Genomic DNA, 20954 nt, shown 5'->3' on the forward strand with positions numbered 1-20954 from the left:
TGCTGTACGTTAAATGTAGACAATCTTCCATTCAGATATTGTCACATTCTGTAGAAAGCCGTATGAAACTAAAAACAATCAATTCGTCATAGGTCTAAAGTTTCTTTTTCACTGTATAGATCATGGGGGATAGGAAGGAAGACTGTGCACAAAAAAGAAAAGGACAAAACCATGTGGTCTTGTCCTTTTTTACATCAGCCGCGTTTGTTGCGGTTTCTTAAAAATGTAGGAATGTCGAGAGCATCATCCGCCGGCTGTGATGTATGGCGGTTCACCGTGTTTTGATGCTGTGTTTCTTCTCGTTTCGGCTCACGTTTCGCAGCGTTTTGGCTTTGAGACTTCAATCCTTGGTTTAAATTCGGACGCTGCGGTTTTGAGTCATCTTTTTCCTGTTCGATAAAACCGGTCGCAATAACGGTGACGACGATTTCATCTTTCAGATTTTCATTGATAACTGAACCGAAAATCATATTGACATCAGGGTCAGATGCAGAAGCGACGATGTCGGCTGCTTCCTGCACTTCGTAGAGGCTCAGGTTTGTACCTCCCGTAATGTTCATCAAAACACCTTGCGCTCCGTCGATTGCCGCTTCCAGTAACGGACTGGAGATCGCCTTTTTGGCGGCTTCAGCAGCACGGCTTTCGCCCGTAGCGATCCCGATACCCATCAATGCTGAACCTTTGTTGGACATGATGGTTTTGACATCGGCAAAGTCCAAGTTGATTAAACCAGGCGTTGCGATGAGGTCAGAGATACCTTGCACCCCTTGGCGAAGGACGTTATCAGCTTCACGGAATGCTTCAAGCATCGGTGTGTTTTTATCGACAATTTCAAGAATGCGGTCATTCGGAATAACGATCAGTGTGTCAACGGCTTCTTTCATTGCCGTGATACCGCCTGCAGCCTGCAGCTGGCGTTTTCTTCCTTCAAATGTAAACGGTCTTGTTACGACACCGACAGTCAAAGCGCCTAAGTCCTTTGCGATTTGCGCGATCACCGGTGCGGCTCCCGTTCCGGTACCGCCTCCCATTCCGGCTGTAACGAACACCATGTCAGCGCCTTTTAGCGCTTCTTCGATTTGTTCCTTACTTTCTTCAGCGGCTTTTTTGCCGACTTCCGGATTCGCTCCCGCTCCGAGACCGCGGGTCAGCTTTTCCCCGATCTGCATTTTCACTTCCGCTTTTGACAGGTTAAGAGCTTGCGCGTCCGTGTTTACCGCAATGTACTCTACACCCTGCACTTCATTTTCAATCATTCGGTTGACCGCGTTATTACCGCCGCCTCCTACTCCGATTACTTTAATTGATGCTAAGCCGTCTATGTTTGTTTCGAAATCCAACATGCTAAATCCTCCTAATCTGCCGAATGACTATCAATCTATTCCCAAAACATGCTTAATAGTTTTTTCATTTTGCTCGGTTTGTTGTGTTCGGCTTGTGTTTTTTGTTTTGCTTTTGGACGCTGCTGCGCCTCAGGCCGCTGATGATGTTCTTCTTCGTGAGAGACCGCGATTTCCTGCACGGCTTCTTCCGGCATATGAAAGCCTATTTTTCTTCCCTGAATTCTGGCATTTCGGCAGGCAAATTGTATCAAGCCGACACCCGTCATATACTGAGGGTCTCTTACACCGATATAATTCGGGCTTGCGACCCTTACATTGTGCCTCAGCACTTCCTGTGCCAATGAAAGCACTCCGGGCATTGCGGCCTGTCCGCCGGTCAGCACAAAGCCGCCGGGCAGATCTGTAATTCCCATCTGCTCAATTTCGGCTGCGGCGATCTCAAGAATCTCTTCCACTCTTGCTTCAATAATATTGGCAATTTCCTGCTGTGTAAAAGATTGCTTTTGATTCGTTCCTATGACGGTGACTTCAAATACTTCATCTTCTGAAGCCTCATCGTAGAATGCATGTCCGAATTGTTTTTTTACTCTTTCAGCCTCTTCGGTGGAAGTGCGCAATCCGATCGATACATCTTTCGTGATGTTTTCGCCTCCGAGCGGAATGACGGCTGTCTCCTTCAGGTGCCCCTGTTCAAATACCGCCACCGTCGTCGAGCCGCCGCCGATATCAATCATGGCGACTCCGAGGTTTTTTTCGTCTTTTGACAAAGCCGCCGAACCGGCCGCAAGCGGCTGCAGGCAGATATCAGTAATTTCAACGCCCGCTCTCTCCACACAGCGAAGTAAATTATGTAAGATCGTTTTGGAGCCGGTAATCAGCGTGCCTTCTACTTCCAGGCGCACGCCGAGCATTTTTTTCGGATCGGTAATTTCGTCTCTTCCGTCAACGATAAACTGTTTCGGAATGACGTCAACGATCAGCTGCTCGTGCGGAACTGACACGACCTGTGCCGCTTCCATTACCCTGCGGACGTCTTCAACGTGAATTTCTTTGTTTTCACTGGAAACAGCGACAACGCCGTTCGTATCTTGAATATGAATATAATTTCCATTAACGCCGACAATGGCTTTTTTCAGCGGAAAACCTACCATTCTTTCAGCTTGGTCAAACGCTTTTCTTATAGAATGAACGGTTTCATCTATATCAACGATTGAGCCTTTTTTCAACCCTTCAGACGGTACATTTCCCACTCCGATAATGTTAAGGGAATCATCTGTCATTTCTCCGACGATCACTTTTGTATTGGACGTACCGATGTCAAGACTGACGTAAAGTTCATTGTTGTTCATTCTATGGCACCTCCTCACATTTCGATCAAATTCTATTCTATTATTTGCGGAACAACAATACAATGGATGTGGCTTTACAAGTGTGTAACAAAAACAACAGCATCAACAAATTTCTATCTGATTTCTCACAATTTATGTTTAATGAAACTATTCGTTATATTCTATGTATATCCTCTTTTATATCGCATTTTTTTATTTTTTTTAGAGACGGACCACCTTACCGTAAGAATTCCTGTCACGGTGCCATAATGTGCAAACCAGATGCAAATATACCCGCTTTCCATTAGTCTACACTAAGATGAACCTCCAGAAAAGCTATAGATATTGCCAGAAACATCCGAAAAAAGAAGAAACAGGAGGAAAATTCCAAATGCAATGCTCATTAAAGAAGACACGCCCATTGCATTGAGAATTTTCCGCTTGTCCGGCAGCCATATCCCAGGCAAAAACAAACATAGTCATAATTATTCCGCTATCGGTTATATCGGCTGCCCCGCTGATTATAATAGATTCTTTTGAATCACCTCTAAATTAGTTCTTTAGAACTATTAATCATGTTCTTTTTTCTTGCCGGATTTACCTTTGTTAAATTCTTCAAAATACGTAGCGACTTCTAAGTGGATAATCCCCTTTTTCCCGCCGTCCAGCTGGGAAACGATAGAAGGATAGGTCTTCATCCGGTCGGCAAATGTTTTAATAGAAGCGGTAACTACATACCCGTCGTTCATATACAGCTTGATCCGGTCCTGGTCCATTTTTACCGGTGTATAATAGATTTCAGAAATCGACTGCTTTAGCGAACCGGAAAGCTTATCAAGCTGCTCCGCCATTTTGACCCGCTTTTTCGCGTTTGTCCAGTCAACCAAAATCGGGCCCGCGTCATCCGGCGTGACTTCGTTCGGCAGCACGGTGCCGTTCTCCAGCACTTCATAATACACATCATTCCGCTGCAGATACGCGATCGTCTTGTATTCTTCAATGTGAATGCTGACTTTATTAGGAAATACTTTTGAAAGATCCGCCTTTTTCACCAGTTTATTCTGCTCAATCTTATCTTCTGTTTTTTCTTGTTCAGACTCCAGAACTCGGTTTGTCCGTTATGTATATCAGAAAGCGCGTTGATCTCTTTTACAGACACGTTTTCGTTTCCGGAAACGGTGACAGAAGACACTTTGCTGATCGGCATCTGCAAATACACAATGATCAGCACCATCATAAAAAAGAGCACAATGAATGAAATCAGCCGGCGGTTTGCTTTTTGTTTCCGCTGCTCTTTGATTTTCGGAATCCGCTCTTCAATATTTACGATTTTTTCTCTTTCATGATTTGGGTTCACTGCCTGTCCACCTCACTAAGAATGAAACAGCTTGACATTCGTCTGATTGAAAAACAAACGGCATGCTGTGATGCCGTTTGACATTTGTTAAAAGTATATCACATGAGCTCATGTAAATCAGAGAACCTTTTAACGATTCCCTCCGATGATTTCAACTTCTGTATGCATGTCAACATCATACTGTTCACGGATTGTCTTTTTCACATACTCAATCAGGTCAAGAACGTCCTTGGCAGTCGCTCCGCCGGCATTGACGATAAAATTCCCGTGCATTTCGGATACTTTCGCTCCGCCGATCTGATGTCCTTTTAATCCCGCTTTTTCAACGAGGTTTCCGGCATGATTCGGCAGCGGATTTCTGAATATGCTTCCGGCGCATGGGCTTGAATACGGCTGCGTATTTTTTCTGTAATCTTTGTTCTGCTGCATTTGCGCCGTAATGGCTTCCCGTTCCTTTTGCTCAAGCTGAAGAACTGCCTCGAGACAGACGCCGGGGCGTTTTTTCTGCAAAACAGACGTTCTGTAGCTGAAATCCATCTCTTCGTTTGTCAGCCATTCGATTGTGCCGTCTTCAAATAAGATACGGGCTTTCACAAGAATCTCACTCATATCAGATCCGTGCGCCCCGGCATTCATATAGACGGCCCCGCCGATTGATCCGGGGATGCCCGCTGCAAATTCGAGACCGGACATTCCTTTTTTACTCATGGAAGTCGCAAGCCGGACGACCGAATAGCCGCCTCCGACCGTCACCTGATCACCGTCAATCTCCAAATGATCCAGACCTGCGCCCAGTTTGATGACAACTCCTCTTATGCCTTCATCAAGCACGAGCAGATTTGAACCGCGGCCGATAACCGTCCATGGCAGATCATGTTTCTTCACAATATCCATAATATCTTTGACCGCTTCCACACGGTTGGGGATGATTAAAATGTCCGCCGGACCGCCGATTTTCATCGTTGTATGGTTCGCGAGCGGTTCTTGTTCCAGCACTTTGCCGACTTCGCGGTCTCTTAATTCCTGAATTACGTTCTCCATCATAAACCTCCGCATTCCATTTGCTCTATTTTTTATGTCTTCCATGATACTGTACAGTCTGGCTGCCGCATCCGGAACACCGAGTGATTTTGTCCGCTCACTCATGTCTTTTAAGGTTTCTTCATTCATGACGATTTTGTCCAGCGCAGCGATCAGTTTTTCTCCGCTGAGCTCGGTTTCCTTCAGTACGATTGCAGCGTCATGCTGGCTGAGCGCCTTCGCATTGACTTCCTGGTGATTGGCTGTCACATACGGGCTCGGAATAAGCACGCTCGGAATGCCGAGAGCGGTGATCTCCGCAATCGTCGTCGCTCCGGCTCTTGCCACAATGACATCAATTGATTGTAAGTACTCCGGCATTTGGTGCAAAAACGGTTTTGTCACCATATTATCAGCGGCTTTTCCGCCTTTCAGCTCAGCCGTTACCTTCTCATAATGCACTTCCCCGGTAATATAAAGCACTTGGTAAGGTCTCGTTTTCAATTCTTCCTGCATATCTATAACGGCACGGTTAATGGGAGCCGCGCCTCTGCTTCCGCCGAAAATGAGCACCGTTTTTTGATTGTCTTTCAGCCCGAACTCAGTTAATGAGCGGCCTGTCTTAATTGAGACGACTTCAGAGGCTCTCGGGTTTCCCGTAAACACAACTTTTTCAGCAGGAAAATGCGATTTTGCCTCTTCAAAGCAAATTGCCACCTTATTAACATATTTCGAGAGAAACTTATTTGTGATGCCTGGAAGGCTGTTTTGCTCATGAATGATCGTCGGAATTCCCATTTTTGCGGCCGCGTATACAACCGGACCGCATACATAGCCGCCTGTACCGATAACGGCATCCGGTTTAAACTCTTTTAAATATGATTTGCTTTTCTTCACGCCTTTTAAGAAACGCATGACGGTTTTTACATTTTCAAAAGAAAGTTTTCGTTTGAAACCTGTAATTTCAATGGCGCGGAACGGGATATTTTCCCGTTCAACAATTTTTTTCTCAAGACCGTTCTCTGTTCCGATATACAAAAATTCCACATCCGGATGCCGGCGCTGAACTTCTTTAATAAAGGCCAAAGCCGGATAAATATGTCCTCCGGTTCCGCCTCCGCTTACTGCAATACGCATTCGTATGTCCCCCTTAATCACATAGCGATAACCCTGTTTTTAGGACAGGGTTATTGATGTTGTCTGTTTTTTTATAGATAACGAATAGATCATGAGTGATGAGGCAAGATACAGATCAATACCTCGAGTACCGGCTGACATTTAAAAGCACGCCGACCGCTGCGAGCATCAGCGTCAGTGATGAGCCTCCGTAGCTTAAAAACGGCAGCGTAATTCCTGTTACCGGGATCAGCCCCGTCACAACGCCGATATTAATCATGACTTGAATAGCTATCATAGAAATAATACCGATGGCGACAAAGCTTCCGTATAAATCCGGCGCGCCGAGGGCAATCCTGACGCCCCGCCATAATAAAATACTGAACAGCAGCAATATGAGCGAACCGCCGATAAAGCCGAGTTCCTCAGATAAAATAGCAAAAATGAAATCGGTTTGCGGCTCCGGCAGGTAAAAAAACTTTTGCCGGCTTTGGCCGAGCCCCATCCCGAACAGTCCGCCCGGACCTACGGCATAGAGCGACTGAATGATCTGAAATCCGCTTCCAAGCGGGTCCTCCCACGGGTTTAAGTAAGAGGTAATCCGTTTAATCCGATAAGGAGCGGACAGAACAAGCGCCGCAAATCCGCTTAAACCGATGAGTCCGAGAAACGCGAAATGAGCGATTCGCGCACCGGATACAAAAATCATCACGATGCACGTGCCCACCATTACCGTCCCGGTTCCCAGGTCCGGCTGGCACATAATAATAATAAATGCAGAAAACACGATTCCGAGCGCGGGAACGAATCCGCGTCTGAATGACGTAATATTCTTCTGTTTTTCAGAAAGAAATTTAGCCAGAAACGCAATCATCGCGAGTTTCATAAACTCCGAAGGCTGAATGCTGAACGCTCCCACTCCGATCCAGCTTCTTGAACCGTTCCGCACCATTCCGACTCCCGGAATCAGCACAAGCACAAGCAGAAAAAACAAATGATCAGAAGCAGCTTCGACCATGTGCGCCATGTCCAATAATCCACATTCATAATGAAAAACATGGCAATGACGCCGATCCCCGCAAACAGCAGCTGCCGTTTTGCGAAGAAAAACGAGTCGTCAAATTTATAATCCGCCCATACCGCACTTGCACTGTAGACCATAATTAATCCTATTGTTAAAAGCAATAACGTAATAATAACTAATAACAAATCAGGCGCTGTTTTTTTAGTAGTCAAAGCAATCGACACCCCAAGCATAAGTCATTTAGGGCTGCCGATGAACAGAGACAAGCCCTTACTTAAGCATATGCACGGCATCTATAAACATGTCACCGCGTTCTTCAAATGTTTTGAACTGATCCCAGCTTGCACACGCGGGTGACAAGAGGATGACGTCTCCTTCATTTGAGAGCGCAAACGCCGCAGATACTGCTTGTTCAACATTATCGACACGTTTGACATGTTGTATTCCCAGCTCATTGCCCAGTTTTTCTATCTTCGGCGCTGTCTGTCCGAACGTCAGGACCGCTTTGACATTGTCCATATACGGTTTCAGATCGTCAAAACCGTTGCCGCGGTCCAGTCCGCCTGCAAGCAGAATAACCGGTGCTTTGAACGCGGAGAGCGCTTTGCTTGTGGCCAAAATATTCGTCGCTTTGCTGTCATTATAAAATTTACGATTCCGGATCGCTGTTACATACTGCAGACGGTGTTTGACACCGGTAAAGCTTGTCAGCACCTTCTGAATCGCTTTATTAGACGCGCCCGCCGTTTTTGCCGCGGCTACAGCGGCCAATATATTTTCTAAATTGTGCGCGCCCGGCAGCACGATGTCATCAACAGGCAGAATCGCTTCATCACCGAACATCAGCATTCCGTCTTTAATAAATGCGCCGCTTGACAGTTCCTGATGAACTGAAAACGGAACGGTGCCGGCTTTTCCGCTTTCGGCAAGCCGCACGACTGTTTCATCGCTTTGATTCACGATGGCCGTATCACTCTCAAGCTGATGAAGATACACGTTCTGCTTGGCTTTTTCATAGTTTTCACGGCTGTGATGGTAATCCAAATGAGCGTCGAACACATTTAAAATCAGGCCGATTTCAGGTCTGAACGCATGAGTCCCCATAAGCTGGAACGAAGAAAGCTCTGTGACGATCCATTCATCACCGTCAGCATGATAAGCCACTTCACTGGCGACAGTGCCGATATTCCCTGCGATCAGCGCCTTTATCGAGTCAGCTTTCAGCATTTCATAAATCAGGGTCGTCGTTGTTGTTTTCCCGTTTGAACCTGTAATGCCGATGAATTTTGCATTGGTGATATAATACGCAAGCTCGATTTCCGTCCAGACCGGGATGCCTCTTCTTTTCGCTTCCTCCACCATGATATTTTCATACGGGATTCCGGGGTTTTTGATCAGAATGGTAATGTGATGCTGATCAAAAAGTGACGTCGGATGCTCACCGCAGATGACCTCGATTCCTCTTTCTGAAAGCCTTTGGGCAGGTTCGTTCTCTTCAAAGGCTTTTTGATCATTCACGACGACGTTAATGCCTTTTTCATGAAGAATCGACGCAGCCGCATATCCGCTTTTCGCCAGTCCGAGGACCAGAAAGTTTTGTTTTTGCAAAAAAAGTTCGTTTTCCACTTATAACCACACCTCGATGTAAATTCCTAAAACGGCAAGCAGCAGTCCTGCAGTCCAGAATGTGACGACAACTCTCCATTCAGACCATCCGACCAATTCGTAATGGTGGTGAAGCGGACTCATCTTAAAGATTCGTTTTCCTGTCGTTTTAAAGCTGATGACTTGTAAGATAACAGATAAGGTCTCAATAACAAAAACTCCGCCGATAATGACGAGCAGAATTTCAAGCTTCGTCAGAATGGCAACGGTCACGATCGCTCCTCCGAGCGCAAGCGAACCGGTATCCCCCATAAATACTTTGGCGGGATGGGCGTTGAATACAAGAAAACCGAGAACGGCGCCGACAACGGCAACCGAGAAAATCGCAACGTCATATTGTGACTGGTTCCACGCAAGGATGGCGAAAGCGCCGAATGCGATAGCCGCGGTACCGGACAAGAGACCGTCCAGACCGTCTGTCAGGTTGACGGCATTTGAACCTCCGACAAGCATAAAGAGAACGAGGATAAAGTATCCCCAGCCAAGATCGATTGACAGATGTGTGCCCGGCACCCTGATGCCGGTTGAAAAATGGCAATAATGATATACTCCGTAAAATACAATGGCAATAATGATCTGGCCGATCAATTTCTGCTTCGACGTCAATCCGAGATTCCGTTTCATTACTACTTTAATATAGTCATCCAGAAAGCCGAGCAGGCCGTATCCGATCGTAACAAACAGCAGAAGAAACATTTCCGCACTCAGATGCGAAAATTTCTGCGTCATGACAATCGCCGTAATGGCGATGGATACGATAATCATGACCCCGCCCATCGTCGGCGTCCCTGATTTTTTCATATGAGATTTCGGCCCCTCTTCCCTGATACTTTGGCCGAATTTTAAACGTCTTAAAAACGGGATAAGAATCGGAGATATCAGAACACTGATTAAAAATCCCATTATTATTGTAAATAAAATCACTTGCTCAAGCATTGCTCTTTTCTCCTCCCGTTTCGTTCAAACGACATACGTATTTATCATATTCACATTGTGTCCCCGTAATTCTTTTCATTTCCCTCATTCTAACACTCTTTCCTGTTTTACTTTTTATTCAGCTCAACAATAGCTCTTCCCGCTACTTCGGCGTCATCAAAGTCGAATGTTTCATTGCCGATCTGCTGATAGGTTTCATGCCCTTTCCCGGCAATCAGAACCACATCTCCCTTTTTCGCGTTGGCAATGGCAAAAAAGATAGCCTGCTCGCGGTTTGCGATACTGTGATAGTAGGTGCCTTCTACCCCTCTTTCCATATCTCTTAATATGGCCAGCGGGTCTTCGCTTCTCGGGTTATCTGAAGTGAAAATCGGTTCGTCGGCAATCCGCACCGCAATTTCCGCCATTTTCGGGCGTTTCGTTTTATCCCGGTCTCCGCCGCAGCCGACGACGACGAAAAGCTTGCCCTCTGTCATGTCTTTGCATGTATTCAGAACGTTTTCCAGACTGTCAGGCGTGTGCGCGTAATCGACGATCACAGGAAACGGCTGATTATGATTCACCAATTCAAACCGGCCTCTGACACCTTGCAGCTCTTCAAGAGCGCTTGTGATCGTATCAAACGGCAGACCCGCTGCGATCGCTGTCGCCGCTGCAGCCAGTACGTTATACACGTTGAAGCGGCCGACGAGTGAAACCGTGATCTGCTTTAATCCTTTTGGCGTAACGAGTTCAAAACTTGTGCCTTGCGCAGAGATCTCGATTTGTTTCGCCATGACATCGGCATCGTTCTCGATTCCGTATGTAAGGATGTGCGCCGCCGTCACTTTTTCAAAGTAAGCACTGGCTTTGTCATCTGCGTTTAAAACTGCCCGCTTTGGCTTTTCATGGTTAAAGGAGCCGCCCAGCTGGGAAAACAGGAGGCTTTTAGCCTGTCTGTAGTCTTCCATCGTCTTGTGATAGTCTAAATGGTCCTGCGTCAGGTTCGTGAATACGGCAATATCATAATCGCAGCCGTGAACCCTGCCGAGTGACAGAGCGTGAGAAGACACTTCCATAATAGCTGTGTCAACATGCTCATCATTCATTTTCTTGAACGTTTTTTGCAGTGTGACGCTTTCGGGCGTTGTATTTTTGACCGGGAATGTCTCATCCCCGATTTTAATGTACATCGTTCCGATTAAACCGGTCTGTCTTCCCGCTTTTTTGAAAATCTCATCAACCATGTGCGTCGTTGATGTTTTGCCGTTTGTGCCGGTGATGCCGATAAGCTGAAGCTGCTTTGTCGGCTGCCCGTAAAACGCGTCAGAAAGAACGCTGAGCGCCCGCTGTGACCGGCGGACGAGAATGACAGGGACATCGACGTCAAGCTCTTTCTCGGCAACGATGGCCGCTGCGCCGTTTTCTGCGGCTTTTTGGGCGAAATCATGTCCGTCTACCGTATACCCTTTTATACACACAAAAAGACTCCCTTTTCTCACTTCCCTGGAGTCCATCTCAATTGAAGTTATGTCAGGGTCATGAAAGTCATTTTGAACAGGTTCGGCCATTAAATATGTAAGCAGCTTTGTAAGTTTCATTGTATCAAACCTCTCAGAAATTCTATTCATTCTTTTATCATGATAACCGTTTATAAAAGTCAGAATGGCTTTTAAACATACAGTTCATATTTTAGCGTAAATAAAAGGATACATCCAGTTAATCTTAAAAGTTATCTTCTTTTTTTCTCTTTATGATAAAAGGCAGCCGAAAACAATCGGCTGCCTCAAAAAGACTCATTCTTCACTCAAGTAAACACGGATCTTTGAGCCTTCTTTTACTTTCGTTCCGGCTGCAGGTGATTGTTTCACAATTTTGCTTCCTTTTCCTGAGGAGTCAATATTCAAATTGACAAGCAGCGACTCAAGATCAGAGACAGACATCCCTACAACATTCGGAACCTCTATTGTTTTTGTGTCGTTCCATTGATATTTTTTCTCGATTTGATTTTTTCGCGGTTTCACGCCGAGCTCCGGCAGACTGTCTCTCATCATATTTCCGACAATCGGCGCGGCGACGGTTCCCCCGAATTGAATCGTGCCTTTCGGATTATCAACCGCGACATACACGACAAGGCTCGGGTCATCAGCCGGCGCAAAACCGATAAAGGAGACGATATGGTTGTTTTCGAGATATTTGCCGTCTTTGACCTTTTGTGCGGTCCCTGTTTTTCCGCCGACGCGATATCCTTCCACAAAGGCATTCCGCCCGGTTCCCTGAGCGACGACGCTTTCTAAAGCATATCTGATCTGCTTTGACGTTTCCTGGGAAATAACTTGTCTTTTCGCAATCGGCGATTGTTTCTTAACGGTTTTTTTCGTAACGGGATCAACCCACTCTTTGGCGATAAACGGAGTATAAAGCGTTCCGCCGTTTATTGCTGCGGAAACGGCTGCCACCTGCTGAATCGGCGTGACGGAAACCCCTTGTCCGAAAGCGGTTGTCGCCTGTTCGACCGGACCGACTCTGTCAAGCGGGAATAAGATCCCCGTTCCTTCCCCTTGCAGATCAATGCCTGTTTTCTTTCCAAAGCCGAAGTCCTTAATATATTGAAACAGCTTTTGTTTTCCGAGCCGTTCCCCCAGCTGTACAAACCCAGGGTTGCAGGAATTTTGAACGACTTCAAGATAAGATTGCGAACCGTGGCCGCCCTTTTTCCAGCATCGGAGGCGGGCGCCGTCAACCTCGGCAAATCCTTTGTCATAAAAGTGGTCTCTTTGCAAGTTTACTTTTTGCTCTTGGAGAGCCGCCGCAAGCGTAATAATCTTAAAGGTCGAACCCGGTTCATATGTGCTCCATACCGGCAGGTTCCGGTTGTAAACGGACGGATCTACGGATTGATAGTCAGCCGGATCAAAATCAGGACGGCTTGACATACCGAGCACTTCCCCGTTTTTCGGATTCATTGCGACCGCAATCATTCCGTCTGGGTTATATTTCGCCGCTGCATTGTCGAGCTCTCTTTCTATAATCGTCTGAACCTTGGCGTCAATCGTCAATTTCATATCAAGTCCGTCTTTCGGAGGGGTGTAATCATCCGCTTCATCAGGCATTTTCTTCCCCTTGGCATCCGTATAAAATTTCACTGATCCCTTTACACCTTTTAAGTCATCATCATAATAAGCCTCCAATCCAAGAAGGCCCTGGTTATCAATACCAGCAAAACCGAGAACATGGGACAAAAAGCTTCCGTACGGATAATGGCGGATGCTGTCTTCAGCCACATAAACCCCTTTTAAGTCAAGCGCTTTGATTTCTTTCGCTTTTTTATTGGAAATTTTCCGCCCCTCGGGTGAGATTTTTTCTATGGAGGTTTTCTTAGTAATGTGTTTGTAGACCTTCTCTTCCGACATATTTAAAACTGACGCGAGAAGCTTGCCCGTTTTTATGGGATTTTGAATCTGGCGCGGTACGACAAAGACGGTCGGCGCGCTTTTATTCGTAGCCAGCTTCACGCCGTTTCGGTCAAGGATCTCTCCCCGCTCAGGCTCAAACGGCAAATTCCGGCTCCAGGAATCCTTAGCCAGAGAAGTCAGCTTTTCCCCCATCACAAATTGGACATAGCCTAATCTGCTGTCAATGATCAAAAAAATGATTACGCCAAAAAGCAAAACCAGTAATAAACGTTTTCGAACCGTTACATTTGAAACGCGCAAGGGACCGTCCACTCCTTATTTAGGCTTGTTTCAATTTATGCCTCAGCTTGGACACATAGAACGGCCGCGCATAAAAAAGAAGCCCGCGGGCATCCGCGGACTTCTCTGTCCCGTTAATCAGGATTTTTAAATTTCACCTTAATCACGGTATTTTCTTTCAGTTCTTTGCCTTTTTTCACACTTTGGCTTGAAGCGTAACCTTCACCGCTCACATCGATGTGAATGCCTGATACTTTGCTGAATTGAAGCACTTCCCGTCTCGACCATCCGGACATATCCGGCATCGTCATCTTTCCGTCTGTTTTCAAGAAGATTTTCTGATTGGTGATCACATCTTCTCCGGCTGTCGGATACTGCTCTTTTACGGCAACATCGCTGCCGATGACAATCGGTGTGAGGTGTTCATTTTTCGCTTCCTTCTCAGCGCCCGTGACCGTTTTATCTGTCAGGTCAGGCATCTTTTGGCTTTTCGTTTCTTCCTGACCGGAATCTGTTTTTTCCGTCGGTTCGATATTCATGTAGTGGAGGCTGTTTTTCATCGTCGGGTTAAAGATTTCCGCGACAGGATCAGAGCTGCTTTGACCCGCTTTTAACTGCGGCTGCTGCACGGCTACATAGATGACGAGCTTAGGATCATTTTTCGGCGCCATGCCCATGAATGAAAACACATAGTTGCTCGTTCCCCTTAAATATCCGCCCGTCCCGGCGATTTGTGCGGTTCCCGTTTTACCCGCGACGTCAAAACCTTCAATTTTATAAGGTTTCCCCGTTCCGATGTCTGATGTCACGACTTCTCCGAGCAGGTTCCGGACTTTTTTCGCCGTATCGGCTGAAATCGGCGTGCCTACTTGCTCTGGTTTTGTCTGCTTGACGACTTTTTTCGTATCGGGGTCGACAATATGATCAATGACGTAAGGTTTCATCATTTTGCCGTTATTGGCAATCGCCGTGACGGCCTGAAGCTGCTGGATCGGTGTTATCGCCGATGCTTGGCCGTAAGCCGTAGACGCTTTGTCAAAATCATATTTGTAGTTAATTTTACTTGATACTTCACCGGGCAGATCAATCCCTGTTTTTTGATAGAGCCCGAATTTGTGCAGGTACTCATTAAACCGGTCAAACCCCAGTTTTTCATTGGCCAGTTTGGCGAAAGCAACATTCGATGACCTCATGAGGCCGTCATGGAAACTTGTCATACCCCATCCGGCGCCATCGTTCCAATCTTTAACAGGTCCGCCTCCCACTTTATATGTTCCTGATTTATATTTCTCGTTTGCGGAAAACACATTTTCCTGAATCGCCGCGGCAAGCGTAAAGATCTTCATCGTTGAACCCGGTTCATACGCGTACGATACTAAGTCGTTGTAATAATTGGTGACGTTTCTGATATTCGGGTCAAAACTCGGACGCTGTCCCATCGCAAGCACTTTGCCTGTTTTCGGTTCTACGACAGCCGCCATAATTTTTTTCGGTTTATATTTTTCCGCTACTTTCGTCATGCTGTCTTCTAGAAAGGTTTGAATTTTCTGATCAATGGTTAAATATACATTGTCACCGTTTTTAGGTGCGGTGATTTTTTCCTTGCTGTTCGGAAGTTTCCAGCCGGATTTATCACTTTCGTAAGTGACGGACCCGTCACGTTCCGTCAGATAGTTATTCAGTATTTTTTCAAGCCCTAAAGAGCCTTGTATCTCGTTTGTTTTTTCATTCACATCGGCATAGCCGAGAACATTTGACAAAAATATACCGTTCGGATAGTAGCGCTTCGTATCTCTTAAGAAAGAAATACCCGGAAGATCCATTTTTTCGATCTTTTGTTTTTTCGCATAAGAGATATCGCGGCCGGCTGAACCGAATTCCACCTGCTTCGCGCCATTCCTGTTTAAGATGTCCAGAATCTCGCTTTTATCAAGATTGATAACGGTCGCCAGTTTTTCCGCCGTTTTCTCTTTGTCTTTGACATGCTGAGGATGCTTCGGATCACTCGTCATTTTTTTATCAAGCACGGCAATGAGCTTATATGTCGCCGTGTCCTCTGCAAGCACTTTGCCGTTCCGGTCAAGAATAGAGCCGCGGCTCGCTTCTATCGTCCGCTTTTTTTCGTGCTGCTCGGTCGCTTTTGTTGCAAGTTCTACACCGTTTGCTTTACCGGTTAATTGAATGTACGCCATTCTCCCGAGAATGACAAAGAAAAAGAGAGCGAAACAAATACTGAGTATCGCTGCTCCTCTGTTCATAAACTTATTTTTTTTCGGCATGGGTTATCATTCCTGTATGTTTTTCACTTTTTTATCTTTCAGATTCAAACCGTGCTTTTTAGCGATATCCATCAGGCGCTGCGGCTGGCTTAAGTCAGCCGCCGTCTTTTCGAGATCACCGATCTGCTTATTCTTCTCAGATACTTTCTCCTCCAGTTTTTTGCACCTCAATATTGGATTGGTACGCCGCGTATGCCTTTGATACGATAAACATTGATGTGGAGAGAACGGCAATGGCAAACAGGACGAGCAGCACCTTTTCCCCGAGTGTAATGGAAGCCCTCTTTTTGACAATCACCTTTTTTTCGGGACTTATCACTGGCCGTTGTTGTTTTTCCTGCTGGTAAGCTAAGTTGCTCATAGGCTGATGACCTCCTTTAATGTTGTCATTTGCTGCCCGTTATTTTCGTTTCTCCGCAATGCGGAGCTTCGCTGACCGGGCGCGGTTATTTTCTTCAAGCTCCTCTTTTGATGCCGTAATGGGCTTTCTCGTAATCAGTTTTAATTCCGGTTCAAATTCTTCCGGTATCACGGGAAGACCCGGAGGCAGTTCGGGAAGTGATGATTTTTCCTTGAATGTCGTCTTGCACATTCTGTCTTCCAGCGAGTGAAAAGTGATCACAGACACCCTTCCGCCCGGCTTCAGCACCTCTATCGCTTGCAAGAGGGCCTCTTCAAATACTTGAAGCTCGTCGTTTACGGCGATTCGAATGGCTTGGAATACACGTTTGGCCGGATGACCTCCGCTTCTTCTTGCCGGAGCCGGTATCGCGTCCTTTATTAGATCGACCAGTTGGCCGGTTGTTTGAATAGGCGATTTTTCTCTTGCCTCTTCAATTTTCCGGGCGATCTGCTTGCTGAATTTTTCTTCTCCGTATTTAAAGAAAATCCTCACAAGGTCCTCATACCGCCAATCATTTACGACTTCTTTCGCCGTAAGGGCGGCCGACTGGTCCATCCTCATGTCCAGCGGTGCGTCATGATGATAACTGAATCCCCGTTCCGGTGTATCAAGCTGCGGAGAGGATACTCCTAAATCAAATAAAATTCCGTCGACACTCGTAATGCCGTGTTCATGTAAACACTCTTTTAAATAACGAAAGTTGCTTTTTACCAGAATGAGCTGTCCTTTGTATTCGGACAATGTTTTCTTTGCGTTTTCAAGTGCCGTGTCATCTTGGTCAAAGGCGATCAAGCGTCCTTTTTCCGATAATTGCTGCAATAAATATGTACTGTGCCCGGCGCCGCCAAGGGTGCAGTCCACATAGGTTCCGTCCGGTTTGATATTTAAACCGTCGACGGTTTCACGAAGAAGTACTGTCTTATGCTGAAACATTTGTGTCGGTCCCACCTTTATCAGGAATGAATTGAATTGTCAGTTGTTGTTGTGATGCACGAAGATCCATTATATATCAAATCCAATCATGTTTTCAGCAATTTCAGCGAATGAATCTTCTTGCTCTTCTGTGTATTGTTCCCATATTACCTTACTCCACAATTCAATTCGATTGGAAACCCCGATGACAACACATTCTTTTTCCAGTTTTGCGTAATTCAGAAGAGATGACGCAATATTAACCCTTCCCTGCTTGTCCAGTTCGCATTCGGTCGCACCGGAAAAAAAGAATCGGGTAAATGCGCGGGCGTCTTTTTTGGTGAGCGGCAGAGCCTTCAGCTTTTCTTCAATCAGCTTCCATTCATTCATCGGATAGCCGAAAAGGCATTGGTCAAGTCCTCTTGTCAGCACAAACTGCTCACCGAGGCCTTCTCTGAATTTTGCGGGTACGATCATGCGGCCCTTTGCATCTATTGTATGCTGGTATTCACCCATAAACACGATAAGGACCCCCACTTTCTCCCCTAAACTCACCACTATCCGCCACTTCTCTCCACAACCTCATTTTACACTGTTTACACATAAAAAAAACCCTGAACTATTCAGGGTTCTTTAAAACTTTATTTCAAAGTTTGACAATCTGATGTTGGTTTTGAAAAGAAAATGGCAGATGTTTGAAGGTTGTGAAGAATTTTGGACCGTAACGGTTCAAATAATACATTACATTCCAAATCCGTTCCTGCGGAGCGCCGAGCGGTCTGATGCTGTTTTGGATTCTTTCATAGTCACGCAGCACAAAACCTTCTTTTTCTTCAATTCTTTTCGTTACCGTCCGTTCTAAAAACAAGAGCTGATCCTGAATGAAGGCGGCATTCTTCTGTAAAAGCGGCTCAAGGCTTGAATCGACCTTCAGCGCTTCGTTCCTTGCACGTTTATGGACGGCTTCAATCTGCGACTTCGCCTGTTCCATTACAGAAGAAAACTCTTCCGGAATCTGCTCTTCAAAATAAGTGTCTTTCAGGTGTCCGGTGCCGTGTTCGATCGCTTCCTGAAGCGGGATATTCCGTTCTGAAAGCTTCTTTTCAATATGGCGCTCAAGAATCGTAATGTTCAGTCTCGGCACTACCGGAGTCATGCGGAAGCCCATTAATGAGAAAGCCTGCTTCAGCTCACCCCAATAATTGATCTCCCCCGGTCCCGCGATAAACGCCAGAGTCGGGATGAGAAACTCCTGCATAAGCGGCCTTGTCACAACGTTATTGCTGAAACATTCCGGTTTTTCTTCCATATGAGTATGAAGCTCGTCGTTCGTCCACTTCAGGTCAAGCTCCTTAATGACAAAAACGCCGTTTTCTTTTTCAATTAAGAAACGCTCTCCCTCGTGTTCGTAAAACAGATTGGCCTGATCTTTGTCCGATTCAATAATCGGGTGATAACCGGCTTCCCGCATAAGAACCTGCTGGTCTGACACGGCTTTGGCAAGCTCGTGATTGTGTTTTAAAATCTGCTGAAACATACCCGTTTCCAGCTTTTTAATCCCCGGATCTCCCGAATTCATCAGAATAAGGCCTTCTTCTTGAAACAAGTCGGCGATCAACAGCTCAAAAAAGTCCGTGAACGTCTCTGATGAGCGTAAACATCGCTTCACGTTTTGAAGGAGTGTGTTTGTGTGATCCGTTTCCTCAAAAGCAGCGAACACTTCATCAATCCAAGCCGCGCATTTTTCCTGATCAAGCTCGGTTTTAGCCGCCGATGTTTTTTTCCAGTACGACTGCGGCAGTTTCCGCTTCACCGGACCTTTATTCTCTGTTGACGTATGCACATAATTAATTTCTTCCAGATCGTGATCTTCACCCGCCACCCAGAAGATCGGTGCGACAGGAATCTGCAGCGCCTCTTCCTGCTGTCTGGCAAGTACGATAATGGAGATAATTTTATGTATGGTGTAAAGAGGCCCTGTTAAAAGACCGGCCTGCTGGCCGCCTACAACCGCTGCGCTTTTTGGATCTCTCAGTTTTTCGATGGAGGCCTGCATGGCGTCGGAATGAAATTTTTCGTGATAGGAGGATAAATAATCCGCTAATTCCTCTCTGGCAAACGGCCGCGAAGAGAGGTCATGAAGCCGCTTTTGCCATACGTCCTCTGAATGAATATCATAATCAAAAAATGAAGACATGTTTTCTCCATCTATATAGTGCTGCACAAACTTATTTTGACTTTTGATGGAAAGTTCAGTTAGCTGCATCTGTCTGGAACTTCCTTTCTCCAATAAATAGTTAGGTTTCCGAAATGAGTATAGCATGTTACCGGAAAACCTCAAAAGACTTTGTTTCAATTTCTTTCTAACGCTTTTATGCTGCGGTGTAAAAACGTGAGATGAACGGCCGGCAATCCGCGGCTTTCCGCTTCTTTTACAAGATAGCCGATAATCGCATCGGCCTCTGTCCGCCTGCCTGCCATGATATCGACGAGCATGGAAGAATGATTTTTTTCCGTCAGTCTGCAAACTTCGCAAACCTTGTTCCACGCTTTTTCTCTATCGGCGAGGCCAAGTATTGTCTCCGCTTCTTCAAACACGTTTCTCATATATTTTTTGTAAGCGTCATTTCTTAACAGCTCTCCGTTTTTCACACGCAGCAATGCAGTTAACGGGTTGATGCATACATTGATGATCAGTTTTCCCGTTAACAGCCGATACCAGTCGTTTTCATCATATACGGGAAAATCCCGGTGCATGCCGGAAAAGATGCTTTTGAGCGTTTCCGGCCGGGATGCGCTGAATACACTCCATCTTACGGCTCCCGCTCCCGTATGTTCAACGGCATGATCCGATATCTTTTTTGCTCCGTGCTCAACAGTGCCGGCATAAAGCGAATGATCCGTATGCCAATCTTTAATGTCGTGTATGTGTCCCATGCCGTTTTGCAAAAACAGCACATTCGTCCCTTTTATCGTCTCAAGATCCCGCAGCACAGCACTGAGCTGGTGCTGTTTAACGGCTGCGATTAAGAGGTCGAATCCGGGAGTGAGGCCGGTTTGCGCTCTGCATGCCGCCGTACATTCTATTCCGTCTTTCAAAAGCCGTATACCGCCTGAGTTAATCGCATCAGCCTGTTCCGTCCGCCGCGTAATGACCGTTACCTGGTGGCGGGACGATAAGTAGTAAGCACATAAAAGACCTACCGCTCCGCCGCCGATAATTCCGATTTTCACACTGTCACACCCTATATCTGCTTTTTTCCATATTATCATAGCAGAAGCCGCCGCAAATTACTTCAATTTCGTTTCGAGCAAAAAGACAGGCAAGCATATTATAGTTGGAATTTTCAATTAAAGCGTTTACAATAATGGTAGAACACAACAAAGGGGGAGTTTGTGTTGAAAATAGAGCGCCTGCTCATCAACTATAAGACACTCGAAGAATTTAAAAGGTTTAAGGAATACGGGATGCAGGAGCTGTCGATGCTTGAAGATCTTCAGGATAATATCATTGAAAATGACAGCACCTCGCCTTTTTACGGGATTTACTTCGGGGATAAACTAGTGGCGAGAATGAGTTTATATCAGGTAAACGGAGGCGCGAATCCGTATTTTGATCAGCGTCAGGACTTTTTGGAACTTTGGAAGCTTGAGGTTCTTCCGGGCTATCAAAACAACGGATACGGAAAAGCGCTTGTTGATTTTGCAAAATCCTTCAGAATGCCGATCAGGACAAATTCACGCATGAAATCAGCAGAATTCTGGGATAAGATGAATTTTGAGCCCGTTAAATATGATATGGCGCGTGATAAAGGAGAAAATCCTTACATCTGGCATCCCGATATGGACGGTGAAATGACATCCGGAGAAACGGCATAATAAAAAACCGGCCGGGCC

At 45.9% G+C, this 20954-nt stretch carries 14 protein-coding genes and 4 pseudogenes; 1 reads left to right on the forward strand and 17 read right to left on the reverse strand.

The features are described 5' to 3' along the window. Positions 1-194: 194 nt before the first annotated feature. The 17 genes and pseudogenes from ftsZ to D368_RS04955 all read right to left on the reverse strand — a co-directional run bounded on the left by ftsZ (position 195) and on the right by D368_RS04955 (position 20291). Positions 195-1343 (reverse strand): cell division protein FtsZ, encoded by a 1149-nt coding sequence (ftsZ, locus tag D368_RS04880; RefSeq protein WP_070081790.1) that lies wholly within the window; start codon positions 1341-1343, stop codon positions 195-197. Between the two features lie 35 nt (positions 1344-1378). Then, positions 1379-2692 carry a cell division protein FtsA gene (gene ftsA / locus D368_RS04885; protein WP_071391863.1) on the reverse strand — a complete coding sequence of 438 codons (1314 nt, stop codon included), beginning with the start codon at positions 2690-2692 and terminating at the stop codon, positions 1379-1381. A 548-nt stretch (positions 2693-3240) separates the two neighbouring features. Beyond that, on the reverse strand, positions 3241-3630 hold the full coding sequence (locus D368_RS19920) for a cell division protein FtsQ/DivIB (protein ID WP_486129227.1): 390 nt from the start codon (positions 3628-3630) through the stop codon (positions 3241-3243). 90 nt (positions 3631-3720) lie between these two features. Continuing rightward, positions 3721-3908: pseudogene (locus D368_RS19925) on the reverse strand (FtsQ-type POTRA domain-containing protein); the annotation flags it as partial. Positions 3909-4157: 249 nt separating this feature from the next. Beyond that, positions 4158-5069: a UDP-N-acetylmuramate dehydrogenase gene (murB, locus tag D368_RS04895; RefSeq protein WP_015388267.1), complete on the reverse strand. Its 912-nt coding sequence runs from the start codon at positions 5067-5069 to the stop codon at positions 4158-4160. 30 nt (positions 5070-5099) lie between these two features. Then, a pseudogene (murG, locus tag D368_RS04900) lies at positions 5100-6185 on the reverse strand (undecaprenyldiphospho-muramoylpentapeptide beta-N-acetylglucosaminyltransferase); the annotation flags it as partial. Positions 6186-6300: 115 nt separating this feature from the next. Next, positions 6301-7400, reverse strand: a pseudogene (gene spoVE, locus D368_RS04905) (stage V sporulation protein E). Between the two features lie 58 nt (positions 7401-7458). Beyond that, on the reverse strand, positions 7459-8814 hold the full coding sequence (murD, locus tag D368_RS04910; RefSeq protein WP_128574599.1) for a UDP-N-acetylmuramoyl-L-alanine--D-glutamate ligase: 1356 nt from the start codon (positions 8812-8814) through the stop codon (positions 7459-7461). Beyond that, positions 8815-9789 (reverse strand): phospho-N-acetylmuramoyl-pentapeptide-transferase, encoded by a 975-nt coding sequence (gene mraY / locus D368_RS04915; protein WP_007409707.1) that lies wholly within the window; start codon positions 9787-9789, stop codon positions 8815-8817. 107 nt (positions 9790-9896) lie between these two features. Then, positions 9897-11369 (reverse strand): UDP-N-acetylmuramoyl-L-alanyl-D-glutamate--2,6-diaminopimelate ligase, encoded by a 1473-nt coding sequence (locus D368_RS04920; RefSeq protein WP_071391866.1) that lies wholly within the window; start codon positions 11367-11369, stop codon positions 9897-9899. A gap of 195 nt (positions 11370-11564) precedes the next feature. Further along, positions 11565-13484 carry a stage V sporulation protein D gene (locus tag D368_RS04925; RefSeq protein ID WP_003154438.1) on the reverse strand — a complete coding sequence of 640 codons (1920 nt, stop codon included), beginning with the start codon at positions 13482-13484 and terminating at the stop codon, positions 11565-11567. A 113-nt stretch (positions 13485-13597) separates the two neighbouring features. Further along, positions 13598-15742, reverse strand: a complete 2145-nt coding sequence (pbpB, locus tag D368_RS04930) for a penicillin-binding protein 2B (RefSeq protein WP_046559578.1) — start codon at positions 15740-15742, stop codon at positions 13598-13600. A 6-nt stretch (positions 15743-15748) separates the two neighbouring features. After that, a pseudogene (gene ftsL / locus D368_RS04935) lies at positions 15749-16103 on the reverse strand (cell division protein FtsL). A 39-nt stretch (positions 16104-16142) separates the two neighbouring features. Then, a complete protein-coding gene (gene rsmH / locus D368_RS04940; RefSeq protein WP_128574600.1) occupies positions 16143-17078 on the reverse strand; it encodes a 16S rRNA (cytosine(1402)-N(4))-methyltransferase RsmH in 936 nt (311 codons plus the stop codon). A gap of 69 nt (positions 17079-17147) precedes the next feature. Further along, the gene (gene mraZ / locus D368_RS04945) at positions 17148-17579 is read right to left on the reverse strand and encodes a division/cell wall cluster transcriptional repressor MraZ (protein ID WP_013352164.1); all 432 of its coding nucleotides are present in this window, start codon (positions 17577-17579) and stop codon (positions 17148-17150) included. 124 nt (positions 17580-17703) lie between these two features. Continuing rightward, complete coding sequence (gene bshC, locus D368_RS04950) at positions 17704-19323, reverse strand: bacillithiol biosynthesis cysteine-adding enzyme BshC (protein WP_071391869.1); 1620 nt, start codon at positions 19321-19323, stop codon at positions 17704-17706. A gap of 86 nt (positions 19324-19409) precedes the next feature. Further along, entirely contained in the window at positions 19410-20291 is an 882-nt protein-coding gene (locus D368_RS04955; protein ID WP_436335749.1) for a 2-dehydropantoate 2-reductase, read from the reverse strand. 162 nt (positions 20292-20453) lie between these two features. Here D368_RS04955 and D368_RS04960 point away from each other — a divergent pair, with 162 nt between their 5' ends. Further along, on the forward strand, positions 20454-20936 hold the full coding sequence (locus D368_RS04960) for an N-acetyltransferase (RefSeq protein WP_003154449.1): 483 nt from the start codon (positions 20454-20456) through the stop codon (positions 20934-20936). The last annotated feature ends 18 nt before the right edge of the window (positions 20937-20954 follow it).

The sequence above is a fragment of the Paenibacillus lentimorbus NRRL B-30488 genome (assembly GCF_000411595.1).
Classification (GTDB): Bacteria; Bacillota; Bacilli; order Bacillales; family Bacillaceae; genus Bacillus; species Bacillus velezensis.

Coding starts and splice junctions, on each gene's coding strand:
- ftsZ (WP_070081790.1), bottom strand. CDS start 1,343: ATGTTGGATTTCGAAACAAACATAGACGGCTTAGCATCAATTAAAGTA.
- ftsA (WP_071391863.1), bottom strand. CDS start 2,692: ATGAACAACAATGAACTTTACGTCAGTCTTGACATCGGTACGTCCAAT.
- murB (WP_015388267.1), bottom strand. CDS start 5,069: ATGGAGAACGTAATTCAGGAATTAAGAGACCGCGAAGTCGGCAAAGTG.
- mraY (WP_007409707.1), bottom strand. CDS start 9,789: ATGCTTGAGCAAGTGATTTTATTTACAATAATAATGGGATTTTTAATC.
- D368_RS04920 (WP_071391866.1), bottom strand. CDS start 11,369: ATGAAACTTACAAAGCTGCTTACATATTTAATGGCCGAACCTGTTCAA.
- pbpB (WP_046559578.1), bottom strand. CDS start 15,742: ATGCCGAAAAAAAATAAGTTTATGAACAGAGGAGCAGCGATACTCAGT.
- rsmH (WP_128574600.1), bottom strand. CDS start 17,078: ATGTTTCAGCATAAGACAGTACTTCTTCGTGAAACCGTCGACGGTTTA.
- bshC (WP_071391869.1), bottom strand. CDS start 19,323: ATGCAGCTAACTGAACTTTCCATCAAAAGTCAAAATAAGTTTGTGCAG.